At 50.8% G+C, this 19411-nt stretch carries 22 protein-coding genes; 15 read left to right on the forward strand and 7 right to left on the reverse strand.

Going from position 1 to position 19411, the window contains the following annotated elements; all coding sequences use genetic code 11:
* Positions 1-48: 48 nt before the first annotated feature.
* On the forward strand, positions 49-204 hold the full coding sequence (locus tag KF839_RS05320) for a hypothetical protein (RefSeq protein ID WP_292916838.1): 156 nt from the start codon (positions 49-51) through the stop codon (positions 202-204).
* Positions 205-299: 95 nt separating this feature from the next.
* On the opposite strand, the gene KF839_RS05325 is transcribed toward KF839_RS05320, so the two are convergent.
* Together KF839_RS05325 and KF839_RS05330 are read right to left on the reverse strand one after the other, a co-directional pair.
* Positions 300-1391: a zinc metalloprotease gene (locus KF839_RS05325; RefSeq protein WP_292916801.1), complete on the reverse strand. Its 1092-nt coding sequence runs from the start codon at positions 1389-1391 to the stop codon at positions 300-302.
* Positions 1392-1456: 65 nt separating this feature from the next.
* Positions 1457-2281 carry a hypothetical protein gene (locus KF839_RS05330; RefSeq protein WP_292916802.1) on the reverse strand — a complete coding sequence of 275 codons (825 nt, stop codon included), beginning with the start codon at positions 2279-2281 and terminating at the stop codon, positions 1457-1459.
* 496 nt (positions 2282-2777) lie between these two features.
* Here KF839_RS05330 and KF839_RS05335 point away from each other — a divergent pair, with 496 nt between their 5' ends.
* The 10 genes from KF839_RS05335 (at position 2778) to KF839_RS05380 (ending at position 12807) form a co-directional block, all read left to right on the forward strand.
* Positions 2778-4343, forward strand: a complete 1566-nt coding sequence (locus KF839_RS05335) for a toll/interleukin-1 receptor domain-containing protein (RefSeq protein ID WP_292916803.1) — start codon at positions 2778-2780, stop codon at positions 4341-4343.
* Positions 4340-6424 (forward strand): ATP-binding protein, encoded by a 2085-nt coding sequence (locus KF839_RS05340; RefSeq protein ID WP_292916804.1) that lies wholly within the window; start codon positions 4340-4342, stop codon positions 6422-6424. The genes KF839_RS05335 and KF839_RS05340 overlap by 4 nt, the downstream gene beginning before the upstream one ends.
* A 24-nt stretch (positions 6425-6448) precedes the next feature.
* Positions 6449-7306, forward strand: coding sequence for an SLATT domain-containing protein (locus KF839_RS05345; protein ID WP_292916805.1), 858 nt, complete (start codon positions 6449-6451; stop codon positions 7304-7306).
* Positions 7307-7398: 92 nt separating this feature from the next.
* Positions 7399-7692 carry a nucleotidyltransferase domain-containing protein gene (locus KF839_RS05350; RefSeq protein ID WP_292916806.1) on the forward strand — a complete coding sequence of 98 codons (294 nt, stop codon included), beginning with the start codon at positions 7399-7401 and terminating at the stop codon, positions 7690-7692.
* The gene (locus tag KF839_RS05355) at positions 7689-8195 is read left to right on the forward strand and encodes a hypothetical protein (protein WP_292916807.1); all 507 of its coding nucleotides are present in this window, start codon (positions 7689-7691) and stop codon (positions 8193-8195) included. Before KF839_RS05350 ends, KF839_RS05355 begins: the two co-directional genes overlap by 4 nt.
* A gap of 15 nt (positions 8196-8210) precedes the next feature.
* Positions 8211-9401, forward strand: a complete 1191-nt coding sequence (sucC, locus tag KF839_RS05360) for an ADP-forming succinate--CoA ligase subunit beta (RefSeq protein ID WP_292916808.1) — start codon at positions 8211-8213, stop codon at positions 9399-9401.
* Between the two features lie 18 nt (positions 9402-9419).
* The gene (sucD, locus tag KF839_RS05365) at positions 9420-10295 is read left to right on the forward strand and encodes a succinate--CoA ligase subunit alpha (protein ID WP_292916809.1); all 876 of its coding nucleotides are present in this window, start codon (positions 9420-9422) and stop codon (positions 10293-10295) included.
* 28 nt (positions 10296-10323) lie between these two features.
* The gene (locus KF839_RS05370) at positions 10324-10635 is read left to right on the forward strand and encodes a hypothetical protein (protein WP_292916810.1); all 312 of its coding nucleotides are present in this window, start codon (positions 10324-10326) and stop codon (positions 10633-10635) included.
* Between the two features lie 23 nt (positions 10636-10658).
* The gene (gene dacB, locus KF839_RS05375) at positions 10659-12092 is read left to right on the forward strand and encodes a D-alanyl-D-alanine carboxypeptidase/D-alanyl-D-alanine endopeptidase (RefSeq protein ID WP_292916811.1); all 1434 of its coding nucleotides are present in this window, start codon (positions 10659-10661) and stop codon (positions 12090-12092) included.
* 124 nt (positions 12093-12216) lie between these two features.
* Positions 12217-12807, forward strand: a complete 591-nt coding sequence (locus tag KF839_RS05380; protein WP_292916812.1) for a CBS domain-containing protein — start codon at positions 12217-12219, stop codon at positions 12805-12807.
* Between the two features lie 107 nt (positions 12808-12914).
* On the opposite strand, the gene trpE is transcribed toward KF839_RS05380, so the two are convergent.
* The 3 genes from trpE to rpe are packed head-to-tail and all read right to left on the reverse strand — an operon-like array spanning position 12915 to position 15833.
* Complete coding sequence (trpE, locus tag KF839_RS05385) at positions 12915-14387, reverse strand: anthranilate synthase component I (protein ID WP_292916813.1); 1473 nt, start codon at positions 14385-14387, stop codon at positions 12915-12917.
* A 2-nt stretch (positions 14388-14389) separates the two neighbouring features.
* Entirely contained in the window at positions 14390-15118 is a 729-nt protein-coding gene (locus KF839_RS05390) for a phosphoglycolate phosphatase (RefSeq protein ID WP_292916814.1), read from the reverse strand.
* Between the two features lie 34 nt (positions 15119-15152).
* Positions 15153-15833 (reverse strand): ribulose-phosphate 3-epimerase, encoded by a 681-nt coding sequence (rpe, locus tag KF839_RS05395; protein WP_292916815.1) that lies wholly within the window; start codon positions 15831-15833, stop codon positions 15153-15155.
* A 162-nt stretch (positions 15834-15995) separates the two neighbouring features.
* Here rpe and apaG point away from each other — a divergent pair, with 162 nt between their 5' ends.
* Positions 15996-16382 carry a Co2+/Mg2+ efflux protein ApaG gene (gene apaG, locus KF839_RS05400; RefSeq protein ID WP_292916816.1) on the forward strand — a complete coding sequence of 129 codons (387 nt, stop codon included), beginning with the start codon at positions 15996-15998 and terminating at the stop codon, positions 16380-16382.
* Positions 16383-16440: 58 nt separating this feature from the next.
* The gene (locus KF839_RS05405; protein ID WP_292916817.1) at positions 16441-17145 is read left to right on the forward strand and encodes an SAM-dependent methyltransferase; all 705 of its coding nucleotides are present in this window, start codon (positions 16441-16443) and stop codon (positions 17143-17145) included.
* A gap of 50 nt (positions 17146-17195) precedes the next feature.
* Here KF839_RS05405 and gloA read toward each other — a convergent pair whose 3' ends face one another.
* Positions 17196-17591, reverse strand: a complete 396-nt coding sequence (gloA, locus tag KF839_RS05410; protein WP_292916818.1) for a lactoylglutathione lyase — start codon at positions 17589-17591, stop codon at positions 17196-17198.
* Positions 17592-17780: a rubredoxin gene (locus KF839_RS05415; RefSeq protein WP_292916819.1), complete on the reverse strand. Its 189-nt coding sequence runs from the start codon at positions 17778-17780 to the stop codon at positions 17592-17594. It lies immediately after the preceding gene.
* Between the two features lie 52 nt (positions 17781-17832).
* On the opposite strand from KF839_RS05415, the gene thiD reads away from it, so the two are divergent.
* Both thiD and thiE read left to right on the forward strand, forming a co-directional pair.
* Positions 17833-18696, forward strand: coding sequence for a bifunctional hydroxymethylpyrimidine kinase/phosphomethylpyrimidine kinase (thiD, locus tag KF839_RS05420; protein WP_292916820.1), 864 nt, complete (start codon positions 17833-17835; stop codon positions 18694-18696).
* Positions 18647-19390 carry a thiamine phosphate synthase gene (gene thiE / locus KF839_RS05425; RefSeq protein ID WP_323802046.1) on the forward strand — a complete coding sequence of 248 codons (744 nt, stop codon included), beginning with the start codon at positions 18647-18649 and terminating at the stop codon, positions 19388-19390. The genes thiD and thiE overlap by 50 nt, the downstream gene beginning before the upstream one ends.
* Positions 19391-19411 lie beyond the last annotated feature (21 nt).

A 19411-nucleotide genomic window follows, 5' to 3' on the forward strand; every position in this document is an offset into this window, starting at 1 on the left:
AACTGAATACGATTTGTCAAAAATGAAATCCCGCAAAAATCCGTGACGATGCGGTTGAGCGAGGATGTCATCGGTTATTTCAAGAAAATGGCTGAAGAGACGGGGGTGCTTTATCAGAGCCTGATTAATTTGTATTTGAGGGATTGCGTTTCCCAACATCGGAAAATCGATATTTCCTGGCAAGACAAATCACAAGTTTCTTGATTGTTTTTTCTGATCGCTAACAAAAAACTTCTCCGTCCGCATTGGTTGATGCGAGCGGAGAAGTTTGCGTTTGACGTAGTGAATCAGTGACGGATTTAATTCACGCGGATGCCGATGTAAGTGGCATTGTTGGTTTCGCTACGTTCGGCAAACGCGCCGTTGTAGTCGATGATTGCGCCGATCCAGTAATTCTGGCCGCTGACCAGGTCGGAAGGAATCACCAGGAAGGTGTTGTTGGTGGTATCCGGGAATCCGCGATACAACGTTACCGTGCCTTCACCAAGGAACCGGTCGCCGGTGCTGATGGTGTCATTGGTCGATAGGTAATAACCGACTTTAGCTGTCATCGGACTGGTTTTGCCGAGGTTTTCGTACGTCATTTCGAGCTTGATGGTTTGTCCTTTACTGACGCGGTATACCGGTTCAGCGGTACCGGCCACCTTCGTCAGTTCTACATTCGAAGTGTTGAAGATGCGGGTGCGGCCGTGCGTGCTGTATTCGCCGCTGCTGCCGATATATCGCCAATGCGATACCGCCAGATCATTCGGGCCGCCAGCCCACAAGCCATACACTGCGACCAAGCCGTTGTTGGCATCTTCGCCGCTGTAAGCTGTTGCGGTCGCGCCGTTGGCATGAATATGCGTCCAATCGGAACCCATGATGTTATATGTATTTGCCGTATGAGCAAGACCGGCGGCATGGCCGAATTCGTGCATGGCAGTGGTTTGGAACGGACGGCTGGCGCCACCGTAGGGCCATAAGCTGGCTTTGTTGGTGGTGTAATGATACGCCACGCTGTTGTTGAAAATAATATCCGCTTCTTTCAACGTACAATCACCTTTGAACCATACGTAAGTGACGGCCGGATAGGTGCCGATGTTCGGGCCGTTATTGGCTTCCCACCAGGCTTCGTTTTCGTTGTTGTTGGCAGCGACGCCGGGTTCATTCCAAACGACGCTGAAGCTTAAGTTGCTGGGATTGCCGTTCCAATGTGAGACCACGGAGGATAATGCATCGCGCCAGGAACCCACCGGAAAGCCGACGGATGAAGCGCGAACAGTGTAATTGTTGCCGCTCCATTTGGTGGCGTTGCCGCCGCATTTGATGGTGGTGTAAGCGAATGCGTGTTGCGTAACGGTTGCCAGAAACAATGTGGCGAGTAATTGGTTTAATCGCGAGAATTTCATTATAAGTCTCCTAATGATTGTTCATAACTTGAATGAGGGTTGCAATTGCAGTGTGAAAACGCGTTTTAGTCCTTGTGAATGGTCATTTCCACGTGAGGCGGCGCTTCCAGATCGAGTTTCTTGAGAACCGGTGCTACAGCCGGAGCGGCAACCGGTTGCGCTTTTCCTATTGCAAATTGTTCGTGCATTTGCACGCTTTGGGCAGGTTTGAGCGTACTGAGCGCCTGCGGGGTGTAGTGTTGATTAACGCTATCGCTGAGGAATTTACGGAATTGCACCGGGGTCAGCTTGGTCGCATCGGCGGGTGGCGTCCATTCGGCTTTGCTTTCGGTTTCAAAAGTGAATTCTTTGACGCCGATGCGAAGCGTTACGCTTTTCTTTTCTTCGTTAAAGTTTCCTTGGTCGATCTGGCCATTGCTGCGCAACCAGATTTCCTGCCAGGCATCGGAGTGTACGGCATCCTTGCCGATGCGGAAGCGGCCGAAATTACCGCCAACCACCGGTGAAATTTCCACACCATTGCCGCGCACGAACACGATATCCTGATCGCCGACTTGGAATAGCGGTACGCCCGGAATAATCAAGGTATTACCGGCGTCGTCAGGGCCGCCGCGGAAACGCAACGTGATCAATTTATCCTGACTTGAGCTGCCCTTGAAGTTCCGGGTGATTTCGTAGGTGACGTAGGTATGCGGCATAGCGACGTCATCCGCTTGCAGAATATCCGAGGTGCGATAGTCGACTTCGACGACTTTGCCTTCAAAAATCAAATCGGCTTTATGCACCAGATCCGAAGTGTTGGTGCCGTCCGAGTGCGATGCATATGTCTGCGGAATAGCGAATGCCAGACCCAAAGTTATAATTGCTGCGGCTAATGTTTTTACTTTCATCATATATCTCCTCTAACGTGGTGGATTACTACATTGATGCGCCGGATTTTCAATAAACCTGGCAAAATCAAAACTGCCGAGCAAAGATAATGTTTTTTGCATGATTGGTCTGTGATAAAACACACAGGACATAGCGCATTGATTCCGAGCGGTTTCAAATCTCATTGCTGCAAATAACAACCATGCAATCGTGCTGCGTGCCTGGATCGGCTGCATGGCGGATGCCGCAATGCTGGAGTTGGCGCATGATCAGCAGGTATTGCTGTCGCAAATGATGGAAATGCAGTGAAGCTTATAAAAGCTAAGTTGGGAAGCTTGGGTTCTTTTGTAAGCAAATCCTTTTCCAAGAACAACCCGACTCATTGTGATTCGGGCGGGATATTTTTCGATGGTGTGTTGTAATTTCTATTAGAGAACTTCTTTAGCAGTATTCGGTTTATAAATCTTCCTGTTACTGCTAATATCGCTCATCATTTAACCTTAGAGCGCACAGCGTGTGCTGATCAATTGCGGAGGCGATGTGACGGGGGAGCAGGGATACGATGTTTTTATCAGCTACGCGCACGCTGATAACGAAGTTCCTCATGGCTCCAAGGCTGAAATGGGTTGGATCGGCGTACTTGCGGCGAATCTGAATATCGGCCCGAACGTTCTCAAGAAACGAATTTTCATCGATTACCAGCTCAAACCGGGCGATGAATTCAGCGATACATTGATCAGCAAAGTCAGAAGCAGCGCACTCTTAGTCATTTTCCTGTCGCAAAATTACGCCAAGTCCGCATGGTGCGGTAAAGAACTGGAACATTTTATCCAGGCGCATTCCGCTAATCAGGAGAAACCGGTCGATGTTTTTGTCGTCGAGCTGTTTCCTTACGAAGAACTGACCGGTTTGCCGGAAAATATTCAGAATATCCGCAAGCACAACATTCATGCAAAATTCTGGTATCAACCCTTCGACAACAGTGACCCCATCCTGGCGGGTTACCCAACGCCCAACGACAACGATGACAAGGTCAGGATCCATTATTGGAACTCACTCAATGCATTGAGAAATGCAATGGATGCACATTTGACTGAGAAAGCGGATTTACCTGGAAATAGCGTATTTTCTGCATCGCCCGATAAACCGTCAGGCGTGGCTTCGCCATCAGTCCCGAAAAATTGGCCTTCTGCACCGCCTGATACCGGCAAAAAAACATCGACTTCCTGTACGGTATTACTAGCGGATGTCACCGACGACCTGGAGCCGAAGCGCAATGAAATCAAATTGGCGCTGGAAGCGGAAAAATTTCTGGTACTGCCGGATGGCGACTGCATTGGTTTGTCGATCGAGGAATTCAATAGCAATTTTCCTAGAGATCTCGAATGCAGTGAACTGTTTGTGCAATTGCTATCGCCAACGGTAGGGCGCAAAGCCAAAGGATATCCCGCGCCGCTGCCGCAACTGCAATTTCAGCTCGCACGCGAGGCCAACAAGCCGATCCTGCAATGGTGCGAGCAATTGCCGCCGGCTGGTCAAATTACCGATCCCGCGCATGCCAAGTTGTTTGAGACGGAATTTCTTCGCGTCACCAATCTAAACAATTTTAAAACTGAAATCATCGAGCGGTTACGGGCGGAAAGAATCAAGCGCGACAAAGCAATTGCGGCATCCAGTCAACCGACAAGGAGATGGAATAAAAAGATTGTTTTCGTTGATGATCTGGCCAGTACCGATGATTTGCGTAACGTATTGCGCACCACCATCAAACAACACCAATACGATATTCGCGCCATTCCTGAAGCAGCGCCGCTCGGTAATAATGGCCTTGATGTGAAAGAATTTTTACGTCCCTGTTTGGCGGGAATCACGGTGTATACCGATCCAAGCAAGTATATGACAGCCTACAGTCGTTTGGTCTTCTTCCTCAATCAAATCGCGGAAGCCGAACTTCCGCTAGTGCGCTGGGGTGTTTATTTGCTCGATGGTGATGTCGCGAGCGTTTTCGGTATCGATTCCGAGGATGTCGTACCGGTGTACGAGCAGGATTTGGCGTCATTTCTGCGAGGGCTGTCGCAGTGAAACGCATCACCCTTTCTTTATCTGCGCCTTATGTCGGTTTGCGGCCATTTGAGGAAGAAGAAGCCCTGCTGTTTTTTGGCCGCGAAACGCATGTGCACGATGTACTTGCGAAACTGGGCCATCAACAGCGTTTCATTGCGGTGATCGGCGCATCCGGATCGGGTAAATCGTCGTTGATACGCGCCGGGTTGATTCCCGCGTTGCATCGCGGATCATTGGCATCCGTCGGTTATCGTTGGCAAGTATGCATCACCAAACCCGGTGATGCGCCATTACAGCATTTGGTGGAAAAACTGACTGACGATGAACGTTGGATCGATGGCGGCGATCGTGCTGCTTCGATGGCATCGTTGCGTGCGCAATTCACCGTCAATCCGCTGGCGCTGGCCGAGCAATTCCAACGGCGCGCCGCATTGTTTGGCGGCGAAGCCTTATTGCTGGTGATCGACCAGTTCGAGGAAATTTTCCGTTATCGCCAGCAGAATATCGACGAAGCGGAAGCATTCATCAAGTTGCTGCTACGCTCGGCTTCCGAAGAAGACGTGCCGATTTATGTCGTGATCACCATGCGCTCCGATTTTCTGGGTAATTGCGTGACATTCTTCGGTCTGCCGGAAGCGATCAACGGCGGATTGTATCTGACGCCACGGCTGCGGCCGGAGCAACTGAAATCGATCATCGCGTCTCCGCTCGCGCTGATCGGCAGTGATATGGATCCGGTCTTGGTTAACCGATTGATCAACACGCTGGAAAGCGACGACGAACTGCCCATTCTCGAACATGCGTTGCTGCGCATGTGGAATCACGCCAAGGATAATGGGCGCAACCGCATCGAAGCACAAGACTTTGCGCTCATTTGCAAACCGCCGGCAACGGGCGAAGGCGAAGCAATGCCCAAACTGGCATTCGCTATCGACAACCATGCCTCGGAAATCTACAACCAACTCACGCCACAGCAACGGCAGATCGCGCAACAACTGTTTCCGGCATTGGTCGAACGCCGTGAAAGCCGCGATGTGCGGCGGCCTCAGACCCTGCAGCAGTTGATTGAGTTGACCGGTGAATCCAATAAAGATGACGTGCTGGCGGTCATCAATGCCTACCGTAAAGGAGGGACAGGGTTTCTGCTGCCGCCTATGGCCGAGAAAATCATGCAGAGCACGCTGATCGACATCAGTCACGAAAGCTTGTTCCGCCAATGGCGGTTATACCAGCAATGGCTCGAAGAAGAAACACTCGACGCCGCCGAGCTGAAGGAATGGTACTACCGCCTGGGACGGCATCAGCAAACCGGTGCCGGTTGGCTGGACGACAACGAATGCCATCGTGCATTGCAATGGTTGAACCGCATTAACAGATACCCTGCACCCCAGCGGTGGGCGACGCGCTATTTGGAACGGCTTGATTTTCAAGCGCTTAAACTCTTTATTCAAGAAAGCCAGCAACGCGTCCAAGAAAAGCAACAAGCCGAAACCAAGCGATTGGAAGCGGAAGCCGCACTGCAACGCCAATTGGCCGAACAGGCCGAGCAACAAAAGTTACAAGCGGAAATGTTTGCCCGCTCCAGCCGCAAGAAAAGTATTTGGGCGATAGGCGCAGCAATGATAGCCATGCTGTTTTCAATCATATCTTGGATGCTATGGAATCAGGCCGAGCAGGAAAAAAACCGTGCTGACCATGCCCGGAAGCACGCCGAGCAGCTGGCGCATGCTGCACATGCCAATGCCTTGATTGCTACGGCGGAAAATTTGGATCTTGTTACTTTGGATCAAAGTATTTTGCTTAGCCTGGCTGCATACCAAATCGACCCTAATGAAAAAGTCGAAAAGCAGTTGCGCAGTGTTTTTGCAGCCCTTACATTCCAAACCGGTTTACGGAATATCGATGGCACGCGATTTTCCCCTGACGGCAAAACAGTGTCGATTATCAGTGAAGGCAAAACTGTACACTTGTGGTCTCGTGATGTTTGCCGTCCGATTGACGAAATCGCCGCGGAATTAAAACGCCGCGTCGGGCGCGATTTGACGGATGAGGAGCGCCGCCGCTTCGGCGTGGCGGATCGCGTTGCGCAGGAGCAGTAATCGAACACATTCGGGAGGCATGGGATGACTGAAAACACAAACAATTTTACAACACCCGCCGGACGCCGCGATGTGCGGCCGGAAGCCAGTCCTATGCTCGATTGGAGTCCGGAGCAACGGCGAAGCTCCATGCATGCGGTTTACTTGCGTGCTGAAGATCATGCATTGAAGGCGATCAATTGGTATTTATGTTCCAAAGTAGACAAGAAAAAATGGGCGCAGCAATTGCGATTCAGTGTCATCGTATTAACCGCGATTGCCGGGTTGTGGCCCATTGTCAGTGAAATGACGAAAATTCCGGCGATATATGCGTCGATTGCGCTCGGATTGGCGGGAACATTGCTGGCCGTTGATAAGTTTTTTGGTTTTTCTTCCGCGTGGATGCGCTATATTGCCGCAGAGCACCAGATCCGCCAATGTCTGCACGAGTTTCAAGTGGATTACGAAATGGAATTGGCCGGATGGGATCATACCCAGCAACCGAGCGTGGAACAAATACAAAGCGCATTGAATCGCTGCAAAGCATTTCTGTTTCAGGTCGACGGCATTATCCGGCAGGAGACCGATAAATGGCTGGCTGAATTCCAGGATGCGATCAAGCAGATCGACAGCGCAGCCGCCGCTAAACCGGAACAGCGCGAGAGCGGCGGTATCAACGTGACATTGAGCAATGCCGGGCAATTTCCGCAAGGATGGAAAATCATTCTGGACGATGGTAACGCCATCGATTGCCGGGGGAAAATTGCCGCGATTCCTGGTTTATCCGCCGGTATCCATAAATTGCGCCTGGAGGCCGAATTGAATCAGCAACCGGTGCGATTAGAGCGTTTGGTCGCTGTAACGGGTGGTCAAATCGCGGAGTTGGCGGTTGAATTGGTTTAAAATCGCAGAATTGTAAACCAGTCATCAACGCGGAAATGTCGATCCCCAATTCTGAACCATCTCATCGGTGCAATCAAAACCCTAAAATCCGATTGTCGGCCAGGGAGATCGAGACCATCCGCGCGACGGTGCATCGTTTGCTGGGAGGTGATGCGCGGATTCGCATCTTCGGCTCCCGTGCGAAAGTGGATGAGAGGGGCGGGGATATTGATATTTTGATCGAAACGGAGCAGATACTGACCGATCGCGTTTCAACCGCATGCCGGTTAACCAGTCAACTGCAAATGCAGCTCGGTGACCAAAAAATAGATGTCATTCTCATTGATCCGGCGACACCGGCGCAGCCGATTCATCAAATAGCACGCCAAACCGGGGTGGTATTATGACAGCGGATATCCTTAAAATAGAATCAGTTCGATTACTGGCGTTACTGAAAATTGTCCGGCGTGAGGGTGTGTTGTTGAAAACGGACGCACGATTGTTCAAGGCGGAACTTGATGCAATTTGGGTGGAACGGCTGGAAAACGATGATGATCTGGCGGAACGTCTGGATGCCTTTGTGTCCCGCTTTGGGCGAATGCAGGATACGATGGGGGATAAATTGATACCCGCGCTGCTCAGGTCGATGGCGGAAAAGACCGGTAGTGCTTTGGATAATCTGAACCGGGCGGAGAAACTCGGCTTGCTGTCGTCCGTTGAGGAATGGTTGGATGCGCCAAATCTACGGAATAAGCTGGTGCACGAATATATGTCCGATTCTGCAGAATTTGCTGCAGCGTTGAACAAAGCGCATTCGATGGTTTCATTACTGGTGTCAGCCTACAATAGCATTAACCGCTATGCTCTTTCGCGCATTTCGGCGGCGGAGTGGCCGGAATTATTACCTTAGGGAGAAGTGAAGCTCATGAAAATCCACGAATACCAAGCCAAGGAAATTTTACGCCAATATGGCGTTGCGACGCCGCAAGGCATTGCGTGTTTCAGCGTTGACGAAGCGGTGAACGCAGCGAAGCAATTGGGCGGCGATGTTTGGGCGGTGAAAGCGCAGATTTATGCCGGCGGGCGCGGCAAGGGCGGCGGCGTGAAAGTGGCAAAGTCGCTGGATGAAGTGCGGCAGCGCGCCGGGGAGATTTTGGGGATGCGGCTGGTGACGCATCAAACCGGGCCGGAAGGACGGATCGTGCACCGCTTGTTCATCGAGCAGGGCGTGAAGATCGACAAAGAATATTACGCCGGCATGGTGGTCGACCGGCGGCAGCAGCGCGTGTGTTTGATGGCGAGTTCCGAAGGTGGCATGGACATCGAAAAAGTTGCTGCGGAGACGCCGGATAAAATTCACAAAGTGTTTATCGATCCGGTTGCGGGGTTGACGCCGCAGCAAGCGCAAGACGTCGCGCAGAAAATCGGCGTTCCACCGCAATGTGTGCCGCAAACGGTGAATTTGTTGCAAGGTTTGTACCGGGCATTCGACGAAACCGATGCATCGTTGCTGGAAATCAATCCGCTCGGATTAGTGAATGGCGATCAAGTGATGGCGTTGGATGCCAAAATGAATTTCGATGATAATGCGTTGTACCGGCATCCCGATATCGTGGCTTTGCGCGATTTGGACGAGGAAGACCCGATCGAGATCGAAGCGGCGAAGCATGAGTTGTCGTACATTCCGCTCGACGGCACGATCGGTTGTCTGGTGAACGGCGCCGGGCTGGCGATGGCGACGATGGATATCATCAAATTGTACGGCGGCAATCCGGCGAATTTTCTCGATGTCGGCGGTGGCGCGACCACCGAGAAAGTGACCGAAGCGTTCAAATTGATGCTGCGCAATCCCAAGTTGCAGGCGATTCTAGTCAATATTTTCGGCGGCATCATGAAATGCGACGTGATCGCCGAAGGGGTCGTCGCTGCGGCGCGCGAGGTGCAATTGAAGGTACCGCTGGTGGTGCGGCTGGAAGGCACCAACGTCGATCTCGGCAAGAAAATTCTGGCCGATTCCGGTTTACCGATCATTTCGGCAACGGATATGGCCGATGCGGCGCAAAAGGCAGTGAATGCGGCGCAATCGAAACCGTCTTCGTGCGGTTGTCAGAGTTAATCATTACAGGAGCGCACTATGTCTATTCTGATCAATCGCAACAGCCGTGTTCTCACCCAAGGCATCACCGGCAAGACCGGGCAATTTCATACCCGCATGTGCCGCGACTATGCCAACGGCAAAGAATGTTTCGTGGCCGGGGTTAATCCGCGCAAACCCGGTGAGGATTTCGAGGGTATTCCGGTGTTTGCCACCGTCAAGGAAGCGAAACAGCAAACCGGCGCGAATGTGTCGGTGATTTACGTGCCGCCGCCGTTCGCCGCCGCAGCGATCGACGAAGCGGTTGAAGCCGAACTGGATTTGGTGATTTGCATCACCGAAGGCATTCCGGTGCGCGACATGATTCGCACGCGTTACAAGATGCAGGGCAAAAAGACCCGGCTGATCGGCCCGAATTGCCCTGGCATTATCACCCCGGACGAACTCAAGATCGGCATCATGCCCGGCTATATCCATAAAAAAGGCCGCATCGGCGTGGTGTCGCGTTCCGGCACGTTGACCTATGAAGCGGTGGCGCAATTGATGGCGCTGGGTCTCGGACAATCGACCTGTATCGGGATCGGCGGTGATCCGGTGAATGGCTTGAAACACCTCGATGTGATGCAGTTATTCAACGACGACGACGAAACCGATGCGGTGCTGATGGTTGGCGAGATCGGCGGCAGCGACGAAGAGGATTGCGCGCGCTGGATCAGGGACAATATGCGCAAGCCGGTGGTTGGTTTTATCGCCGGTGTGACTGCACCACCGGGTAAGCGCATGGGACATGCCGGTGCGATTATTTCAGGCGGCAAGGGCACGGCGCAGGAAAAGCTCGAAGTCATGGAATCCTGCGGCATCAAAGTGACGCGTAATCCGGCGGAAATGGGAAAATTGCTGAAGTCGGTTTTGTAGTTTCTTCAATTATTCAAAGGTAATTTTTATGCGCTTTCGCTTATCGTTTGTCATTATTTCTCTCGCAATCATAGTTTCCGCGTGCAGCACCATACCTGGAAAACCGCTGCCACTACCCGGCAAGAAACCGGAGCGGCCCACCGGTCCGCTGCCGCAAAGCGCCAAGCCCAAATACAACCTGACCGGCTACCCGGCGGAGGTGCAACAAGGTTATATCGACGGTTGCGAAACCGCCAAAAACACCAGTTGGGCGTTCAAGGATCTCAATCGGTACGAGAAAGACGGGCAATACCGCATGGGGTGGGATGATGGTTTCATGATGTGCAAGGGTACGAAATAAATTCTTTCATTTCGATGATCGGTATGCGTCGGCGCTTTGGCTTGCTGATTTGGTTGATGGTATCCGCAATACCGGTTATCGCTGCTGAGTTGCCGCTTACCGTCAAACAAAAGCTGCAACAACTGGCGATTTCCGAGTCGGCGATCGGCGTTTATGTGCATGAGATCGGCGTGCGCGAACCGCTGTTAACAGTCAATGCTGATAGCGGCATGAATCCGGCATCGGTGATGAAATTGCTGACGACGTATGCCGGGTTGGAGTTATTGGGACCGGCGTACACCTGGCCGACGATACTATACGCCGGTGGTCCGATCATTGACGGTGTGCTGCACGGTGATTTGGTGATTAAAGGGTATGGCGATCCGAAGCTGGATCTGGAAAATTTCTGGTTGCTGATTCACCGCTTGCGCCAAACCGGGTTGCACGAGATCAAAGGAAATCTGGTGCTGGATAACAGTCATTATGCGATTCCGGACGACGATCCGGGCGATTTTGACGGCCAACCCTACCGCACGTACAACATTATTCCGGAAGCGTTGCTGGTCAATTACCGTACATCGACGCTTCATCTGTTTCCGCAGCCTGAGAAAAATGCCGTGCGGGTTGTCATCGATCCGCTGCCGGATTCGATTCAAGTGCAGAATCATTTAAAGCTGACTCAGGGTACCTGCGGCGACTGGCAGAATGCGTTGACCATTGATGTGTTGTCCGATAAAAGCCTGGATAATGATTTTACCGTGGTGCTGAAAGGCAATTTTTCCCGGCACTGCGGCAAGCAATCGTACATGCTGAGTTTGCAAAAGAGCGCGATTTACACGCGTGATTTGTTTAAGCGCTTATGGGCGCAGCAAGGCGGGTTGTTCCATGGCGATGTGATCGTGGGACGAGCGCCGTCCGGCTTAACGCAGCTAAAAATCTACCGGTCGCCGCCACTGGCGGAGATTGTTCGCGGCATCAACAAATTCAGTAATAACATTGCCGCGCGCCAGTTGTATTTGGCGCTAGGAACGGGCGATGCCGCGGAACTTAATTCTCCGGCGACACTGGCGAAATCGGATATGGCCATTCGTCAATGGCTGGTGCGAAAACAGTTGGATTTTCCAGAGCTTGTGATTGAAAACGGTTCCGGCTTGTCGCGCAAGGAACGCATCAGCGCCCGGCATATGGGGCAACTGCTCTTGGCTGCTTTCAATAGTCCGGTCATGCCGGAATTTATGTCGTCGATGCCGATTGCGGCGGTTGACGGCACCTTGAGAAACCGCTTTGCCGGCACGGCGGTGAAGGGGTTGGCGCATATGAAAACCGGCGCGCTCAATAATGTGCGGGCGTTGGCGGGGTATATGCTGGATAAATCCGGGCGGCGTCTTGTTATCGTGTTTTTCGTGAATCACGATCAGGCCGGGCAGTCGCGAGTCGCCATGGATGCTTTGGTGCAATGGTTGTATAGTCGGCCTTAAATTCCCTAAGGCGGATAGGTCTATTGATTCTGATTTCTTTTCGGCGTAGAGTGCGCATTCAAGGTAGGTGATCTATTTTGAATTCGGGTGGTTTCCTTCAGTTCTAATTTGAGGAGTACACAAAATGATGAATGAATATAAATCTCTGGCCGTACAATATCTATCCGGAACCGTCCATATTTCCCGTCCTCTGTCACCTAATCCGGTCACATTCGATTCCCCGGCAACGGAAGTGATGACTGATTTGCGGACAATTCAAGCAGCAGTGATCGCACCCAATGTTCCGATGGAAATAGCCAATACGTATATGATGCAGCGCGGTATTCGTACATTGCTGGTCATGCACAATGACAACACGCTCGCCGGGATTATTACCGCAACCGATGTTTTAGGTGAAAAGCCGATGCGTTTTATTCAGGAGCGGGGCATCAAACACAGTGAGATTTTGGTGATGGATATCATGACACCGCTGGATAAGCTGGAAGCCATTTCTCTGGAGGAAGTCATGCATTCCAGGGTTGGCAATGTTGTCGCCAGTTTGCGCGAAAGCGGACGATTGCATGCATTGGTGATCGATAATAACACGATCGGCCTACCGAGGATCTGTGGGATATTCTCCTGGACTCAAATTGAAAAGCAGCTTGGTGCGATGATTCCACAAAACAATGTGGCAAAAAGTTTTGCGGAAATCGAGTCAACATTGATAGCAAGTTGACGAAGAACATCGATCAATCGAATAGCCAGTTCATTGCTTGCGCGTTGGGCTGGTTTTTTTAAGATTACGATGCGGGCGATGGCAATTGCTAATCTTGTGCCACCATTCTAGATTTTACTGTCGAGACCTTTCTCAGCAAGCTCTGCAGCCCGCAAAACAGCTTTGGCTTTATTCTGTGTTTCAACCCACTCATTTTGCGGTACTGAATCGGCGACAATGCCTGCACCTGCTTGTACGTGCAGCATGCCGTCTTTGATGACACCGGTACGGATGGCGATTGCCAAGTCCATGTCGCCGTTAAATCCTAAATACCCCACGGCGCCGGCATAGACACCGCGTTTCGATACTTCCAGCTCATCGATGATCTCCATGGCGCGTACTTTAGGCGCGCCGCTGACGGTTCCCGCCGGGAACGTGGCGCGTAATACGTCAATGGCGCTAAGGCCGGGTTTTAATTTGCCTTCAACGTTCGATACGATGTGCATGACATGCGAGTAGTTTTCAATTTGCATTTTTTCCGTCACTTTCACGGTTCCGGTTTGCGCGACCCGTCCGATGTCGTTGCGGCCCAGGTCCATCAACATCACATGTTCGGCAATTTCTTTCGGATCGGCTAACAGATCGGCTGCCAATTCGGCGTCTTCCTGCGGATTTTTGCCGCGCGGCCGGGTTCCGGCAATCGGTCGCACCGTTACCGCATCACCCTCCAAGCGAACCAATATTTCGGGGGAAGCACCCACCACATGGAAGTCGTTGAAATGATAATAAAACATGTAAGGCGAGGGGTTGAGGCTGCGCAATGCCCGGTATAACGCCAGCGGAGAAGCGCTATAGGGCTTGCTGGTGCGCTGCGATAGGACCACTTGCATGATATCGCCGTCGTAAATGTAACGCTTGGCTCGCTCGACGGCAGCTTTGAAGTCCGCTTCCGGAAATTCGGAGGCCGCTGTTGCCGGTGTTGCAGTTTGTTCGGACGGAATGGCGACCGGTTGGCGCAACTGCGTCAGCAACGCTTTCAGCCGGTTACGGCCTGTTTGATAGGCATTTTCTTGCGCCGGATCGACATACACGATCAAATACAGTTTGCCGGAAAGATTGTCGACAACCGCCAATTCTTCCGATAGCAACAGCAACATATCCGGTGTATTCAAGCAATCCGGCTTGGCATGACCTTTAAGCTTGGATTCGATATAGCGGACGGTATCGTAAGAGAAATAACCGGCCAATCCGCCGCGAAAGCGTGATTTCCCGGCAGGGCATTGCGCCGCTTTGAACCGCGCCAAATACGATTCGACAAAAGCCAACGGATCGGTGGCCGTAACTGTTTCCGATAAATTTTGATGGATCGTGGTTATCAGTTTGTCACGGGCTTCGATACGGGTCGACGCCGGCAGGCCGATAATTGAAAAGCGACCGAACCGTTCGCCACCTTGCACCGACTCCAGCAGGTACGAATAAGGCTGATTGGCTAATTTCAGATAAATCGATAAAGGCGTATCGAGGTCTGCAAAAGTTTCAAGGATAACCGGAATACGGTTAAATCCTTGCTGCGCGAGTTCATCAAATTCTGCTTCGGTCATTTCTAGGATGGTTTTTTAATCAATTTCGCCGCATCCAGCAAGGATTCCACGATCGCGTCGCAATCCAGTTCGTAGACATTGCGTCCTTCATTGTAGCCATAAGTCACGCAGAACACATGGCAACCGGCTGCTCTGGCAGCAATCGCATCGTTCAACGAATCACCGATCAGCAGTGCTTCACTCGGCTGTACATCAAAATGCTTGCAAATATGTGTGAGCGGCATCGGATCGGGTTTTTTCTTGGGTAAGCTGTCGCCCGATAAAACGATTTCAAATTGTTCGTAGAGACCGGTTGCTCGCAATAGCGGAATCGTGAAGGTTTCCGCTTTATTGGTGATGCAAGCCAATCGAAAGCCCGCTTGCTGCAAGACTTTAATGCCTTCGACCACCCCTGGATAGGGGCGTGTACTCAAACTCAAATTGTCCGCATAATGTTTCTCATAGATCGGCAGCGCTTTGGCAAATAAGGCTGCATCCGGCTCACCGTCGAGCTCGCCGGTTAAGGTTCGCTTAACCAGCTTCTGTATGCCCTTACCGATATAAGAACGGATGGTTTCCGTCGATTGTTCCGGCATTCCCAGATCCTTGAGCATCAGATTGGCAGACAAAGCAAGATCGCCTGCGGTGTCCAGCAATGTGCCGTCCAGATCGATCATGATGACTCTGACGGCAATCGGAAAATCAATTTTTTTAGAGGAAGCCACAGTATTGGAAGAAAGACTCTGATTCATTAATGTGTAAATATTAAACAGGAGTGAAGGTTGCTTATACTTTTGCCAATTCGGCGCGGAATGCTGCGACAACGCTGTCGTAACGGTGGGGATCGGTATCTTTGCCGGCATTGTAAATTGCCGATCCGGCGACAAATGTGTCGGCGCCGGCGCGCGCGATTTCAGCGATGTTGTCAACTTTTACGCCGCCATCAATTTCCAACAGAATGTTGCTATTGCCGCTGGCGTCCAAACGTTTTCTGACAGCGCGCAATTTGTTCAATGCTTCGGGAATGAATTTCTGTCCGCCAAAGCCAGGATTGACCGACATGATCAGAATCAGATCCAGCTTGTCGAGTACATGATCCAAATAATAGAGCGGTGTCGCCGGGTTAAATACCAAACCGGCCTTGCAACCTTGTTCTTTGATCAGGCCAATGGTACGGTCGATATGATTGGATGCTTCCGGGTGAAAGGAAATGATATTGGCGCCTGCTTTGGCAAAATCGGGAATAATGCGATCGACCGGTTCGACCATCAAATGCACGTCGATGATGGCGTCGGTGACAGGACGGATTGCTTCACATACCAAAGGACCGATCGTCAAATTGGGTACATAGTGGTTGTCCATTACGTCAAAATGAACGATATCCGCGCCGGAAGCAATGACATCGGTGATTTCCTGACCGAGTTTGGCGAAATTGGCGGACAGAATGCTGGGTGCTAAGCGAAACATGAAAAACCTCTCGAATGAAATCAAATTGCTTATTTTAACCTTAATTAGTCGGTTGCGCGTGAAAGAGTGTAAACGGATATGAATTTCATCCGGTTAATCCGTTTTTTTATTTTTTCTTGGTACACTACTTAAAAGAACCAGTGAATGGCAGGAAAAAAACAAATGTCCGAAGAAGATAAGAAATACGAAATAGATATTACTGTTCGAGCCGTCTACTTACCCGATCAATCGGATGAGGAAGCTGACCGGCACGTGTTTGCGTATACCATTACGATTGCTAACAACGGTACGGTCGCCACACAATTAATCAGCAGGCATTGGATCATCAATAACGGCGATGGCACGACGCAGGAAGTACGCGGACTGGGTGTGGTCGGAGAGCAGCCATTGCTTAAACCCGGCGATAGGTTTGAATATACCAGCGGAACAGTCATTTCAACATCGGTCGGATCAATGAAAGGCAGCTATCAGATGGCGGCAGAAGACGGTGTTCATTTTGATGTGGCAATACCGGAATTCATGCTGAGTGTGCCAAGAACGTTACATTAGAATGATCAATGGCTGATTCTAATACCCTGTTTATAGATCGTTGAATCCTCTTGTTCCAATGAGCGGCAAGCTTTATTTGATTCCATCGCCCATCAGCCAGGAAGATATTGCTTGGGTGTTACCGGCGGCAGTACAGCAATGCGTTGCCGAATTGCGCTACTTTATCGTTGAGCATCCTAAAACCGCGCGGCAATTTCTTAAGCAAATCGGTTGCAAACAGCCATTGCAAACACTGCATATGCAAGCACTCAATGAACACACGTCAAGCAAGGATTTGCCGGAATTGTTAAAACCACTGCTGGAAGGGAACGATGTGGGGTTGTTATCAGAAGCGGGATGTCCGGCGGTGGCGGATCCGGGAGCGGAATTAATCCGCCTGGCGCATGAAAATAATATTACCGTGACGCCTTTGGTTGGACCTTCCTCTATTTTGCTGGCATTGATGGCATCGGGCTTGAATGGTCAGCGATTTGCTTTTCATGGTTATTTGCCGGTCGAAAGTGCCGCAAGGGCCGGTAAGCTCTTGGAGCTGGAAAAGTTTTCGATCAGCCAGCAGCAGACGCAAATATTTATTGAAGCACCATACCGTAATCAGAAATTACTGGAACACCTGGTGAGCGTGTGCCGCGATACCACCGATTTATGTATTGCCAGTCACCTTACTTTTTCCAGCGAGACGATTGCAACCAAGTCGATCAGGGAGTGGCGTAAGCACCTGCCGGATATCAACAAAATACCGGCCATTTTTTTATTGCATGGATAGGTGGATAGCGGGGTAAACGTTGACTGCGCTTGGTTAGCCGGATATTCGGGTTATTGACCCGGAAGTTTTCTCTGTATGAATTCTATCTTATATCCATCCGGGTCTTCGATAAACGCAATCACTGTCGTGCCATGTTTCATCGGCCCAGCTTCACGGGTAACCTTGCCACCGAGTTTTTTGGCGTTCTCACAGGCTTGATAGGCATCATCGACTTCAATAGCGATATGGCCGTAGCCTTCTCCCAGATTGTAGGAAGAAGTATCCCAATTGTGCGTCAATTCCAGAACAGCGCCGTTTGCTTCATCTTGATAACCGACAAAAGCAAGTGTAAATCTGCCATCAGGGTACTCTTTGCGGCGCAATAGCCTCATACCTAACACTTGCGTATAGAAAGCCAGGGATTTTTCAAGGTTGCCGACACGGAGCATGGTATGCAGAATGCGCATTTATATTTTTACCATTTCAAAATCATCTTTACGTGCGCCGCATTCGGGGCAAGTCCAGTTAATCGGTACATCTTCCCAACGCGTACCTGGCGCAATACCCTCATCCGGCGCTCCCGCGGCTTCATCATAAATATAGCCGCAAATTAGACACATATAACGATTGTATTCACGATTCTCATCAGTTGGCATGATAGATAGCAACTTCCTTTTAGGTTAAAATGACATTTTACGGTATTAATGCATGTTACAGCCACCCCCAATTGTACTTTCTTTTGCAGCGAATGATCCCAGTGGTGGAGCAGGTCTTCAAGCGGATTTGTTGGCGATTGCCAGTCTGGGTTGCCATCCATTATCGGTGATGACGGCGATTACCGTTCAAGATACTGCCGGTGTCGAAGATGTCATGCCGCTTGATCCCGAATGGGTTGCCGATCAAGCCAGAGCGGTTCTTGAGGATATGCCCGTTCAAGTTTTTAAGATCGGTTTATTAGGCAGCGTTGAAATTATCGCCACGATTGCAGAAGTTATTTCTGATTATCCGCAGATTCCGCTCGTGATGGACCCTGTTTTGACTTCCGGCCGGGGAGACGAGCTGGCGAGCGAGGAAATGATTGATGCCATGCGGGAATTATTATTGCCGCAAGTGACGGTCTTAACACCCAATAGCCTGGAAGCGCGGCATCTCGCTCAACTGGAAAACGACAGTCATGTCACTAAATTGGATTTAAGCTTATGCGCTCAACGGTTGCTGGATCTGGGATGCGAGTATGTGCTGATAACAGGCACTCACGAAAATACCGCGCAAGTGACCAATACTTTGTTTGCAGCGGATGGTACGGCGCGATCCGATCATTGGGAGCGGCTTCCTAATACCTATCATGGTTCGGGTTGTACTCTTGCATCAGCGATTGCCGCTTTTTTGGCCAACGGATTATCCATCACAGAAAGCGTAAAGGAAGCCCAGGATTACACTTGGCATACGTTGCAAGCAGGTTTCCGTCCGGGGATGGGGCAATATATTCCAAACCGGCTCTATTGGGTGAGGGATGATGAAGATGCCGGCGACGATACAGACATGTCAACTGCTCAAGAAAACGCTGATTGATTCGATGGACGTGATGAAGCGCGAAGCGCGGGCGCGATCAATTGATCAGCATTTCCCCAAGATCAGCGGACTTTACGCGATTACACCGGATCTGACGAATACTGGCGAATTGCTTGCAAAGACGCAGCAAGTATTGATTGGCGGAGTTCAACTCGTTCAATACCGGAGTAAATCGGCTAACGTCGCTTTGCTGAGGGAGCAAGCCGGATTGATGCGGCAACTATGCAGCGAATACCGGGTGCCATTGATCATCAATGATCATATCGATTTGGTAATAGCGGTCGATGCGGATGGTGTTCATGTGGGCCGAGAAGATGCGGGCGTTGCTGCAGCGAGGAAGCATCTCGGGGAAAATAAAATTGTGGGAGCATCGTGCTATAACGATTTGGAGCGGGCGCAGCGAGCAGAGCAAGATGGTGCCGACTACGTGGCATTTGGCGCATTCTTTCCTTCATTGACGAAAACCGATGCTGTTTCCGTCCCCGGACATTTGACCGGGCAAGCGAAACAAAAAATCTCGATTCCAATCGTGGGGATCGGCGGTATCCGGTTGGGCAACGCCAGGCAAGTGATTACAAGCGGCTGTGCCGCGATTGCGGTGTGTGCCGATTTGTTTATGAGCGGCGACATTACAGCACGGGCCAAGCAATTTACACAATTATTTGCAGAGTTTTCAATACCTACCAACAACTAACTAATTTTTAAAGAGCGATCA

This window comes from Nitrosomonas sp. (assembly GCF_019635155.1).
In the GTDB taxonomy this organism is placed as follows: domain Bacteria; phylum Pseudomonadota; class Gammaproteobacteria; order Burkholderiales; family Nitrosomonadaceae; genus Nitrosomonas.

Bases quoted from the DNA above. Each gene is read 5' to 3' on its own strand.
- KF839_RS05320 (WP_292916838.1), top strand. From the start codon at position 49: ATGCGGTTGAGCGAGGATGTCATCGGTTATTTCAAGAAAATGGCTGAA.
- KF839_RS05325 (WP_292916801.1), bottom strand. From the start codon at position 1,391: ATGAAATTCTCGCGATTAAACCAATTACTCGCCACATTGTTTCTGGCA.
- KF839_RS05330 (WP_292916802.1), bottom strand. From the start codon at position 2,281: ATGAAAGTAAAAACATTAGCCGCAGCAATTATAACTTTGGGTCTGGCA.
- KF839_RS05345 (WP_292916805.1), top strand. From the start codon at position 6,449: ATGACTGAAAACACAAACAATTTTACAACACCCGCCGGACGCCGCGAT.
- KF839_RS05355 (WP_292916807.1), top strand. From the start codon at position 7,689: ATGACAGCGGATATCCTTAAAATAGAATCAGTTCGATTACTGGCGTTA.
- sucC (WP_292916808.1), top strand. From the start codon at position 8,211: ATGAAAATCCACGAATACCAAGCCAAGGAAATTTTACGCCAATATGGC.
- sucD (WP_292916809.1), top strand. From the start codon at position 9,420: ATGTCTATTCTGATCAATCGCAACAGCCGTGTTCTCACCCAAGGCATC.
- KF839_RS05370 (WP_292916810.1), top strand. From the start codon at position 10,324: ATGCGCTTTCGCTTATCGTTTGTCATTATTTCTCTCGCAATCATAGTT.
- dacB (WP_292916811.1), top strand. From the start codon at position 10,659: ATGCGTCGGCGCTTTGGCTTGCTGATTTGGTTGATGGTATCCGCAATA.
- KF839_RS05380 (WP_292916812.1), top strand. From the start codon at position 12,217: ATGATGAATGAATATAAATCTCTGGCCGTACAATATCTATCCGGAACC.
- trpE (WP_292916813.1), bottom strand. From the start codon at position 14,387: ATGACCGAAGCAGAATTTGATGAACTCGCGCAGCAAGGATTTAACCGT.
- KF839_RS05390 (WP_292916814.1), bottom strand. From the start codon at position 15,118: ATGAATCAGAGTCTTTCTTCCAATACTGTGGCTTCCTCTAAAAAAATT.
- rpe (WP_292916815.1), bottom strand. From the start codon at position 15,833: ATGTTTCGCTTAGCACCCAGCATTCTGTCCGCCAATTTCGCCAAACTC.
- apaG (WP_292916816.1), top strand. From the start codon at position 15,996: ATGTCCGAAGAAGATAAGAAATACGAAATAGATATTACTGTTCGAGCC.
- KF839_RS05405 (WP_292916817.1), top strand. From the start codon at position 16,441: ATGAGCGGCAAGCTTTATTTGATTCCATCGCCCATCAGCCAGGAAGAT.
- gloA (WP_292916818.1), bottom strand. From the start codon at position 17,591: ATGCGCATTCTGCATACCATGCTCCGTGTCGGCAACCTTGAAAAATCC.
- KF839_RS05415 (WP_292916819.1), bottom strand. From the start codon at position 17,780: ATGCCAACTGATGAGAATCGTGAATACAATCGTTATATGTGTCTAATT.
- thiD (WP_292916820.1), top strand. From the start codon at position 17,833: ATGTTACAGCCACCCCCAATTGTACTTTCTTTTGCAGCGAATGATCCC.
- thiE (WP_323802046.1), top strand. From the start codon at position 18,647: ATGCCGGCGACGATACAGACATGTCAACTGCTCAAGAAAACGCTGATT.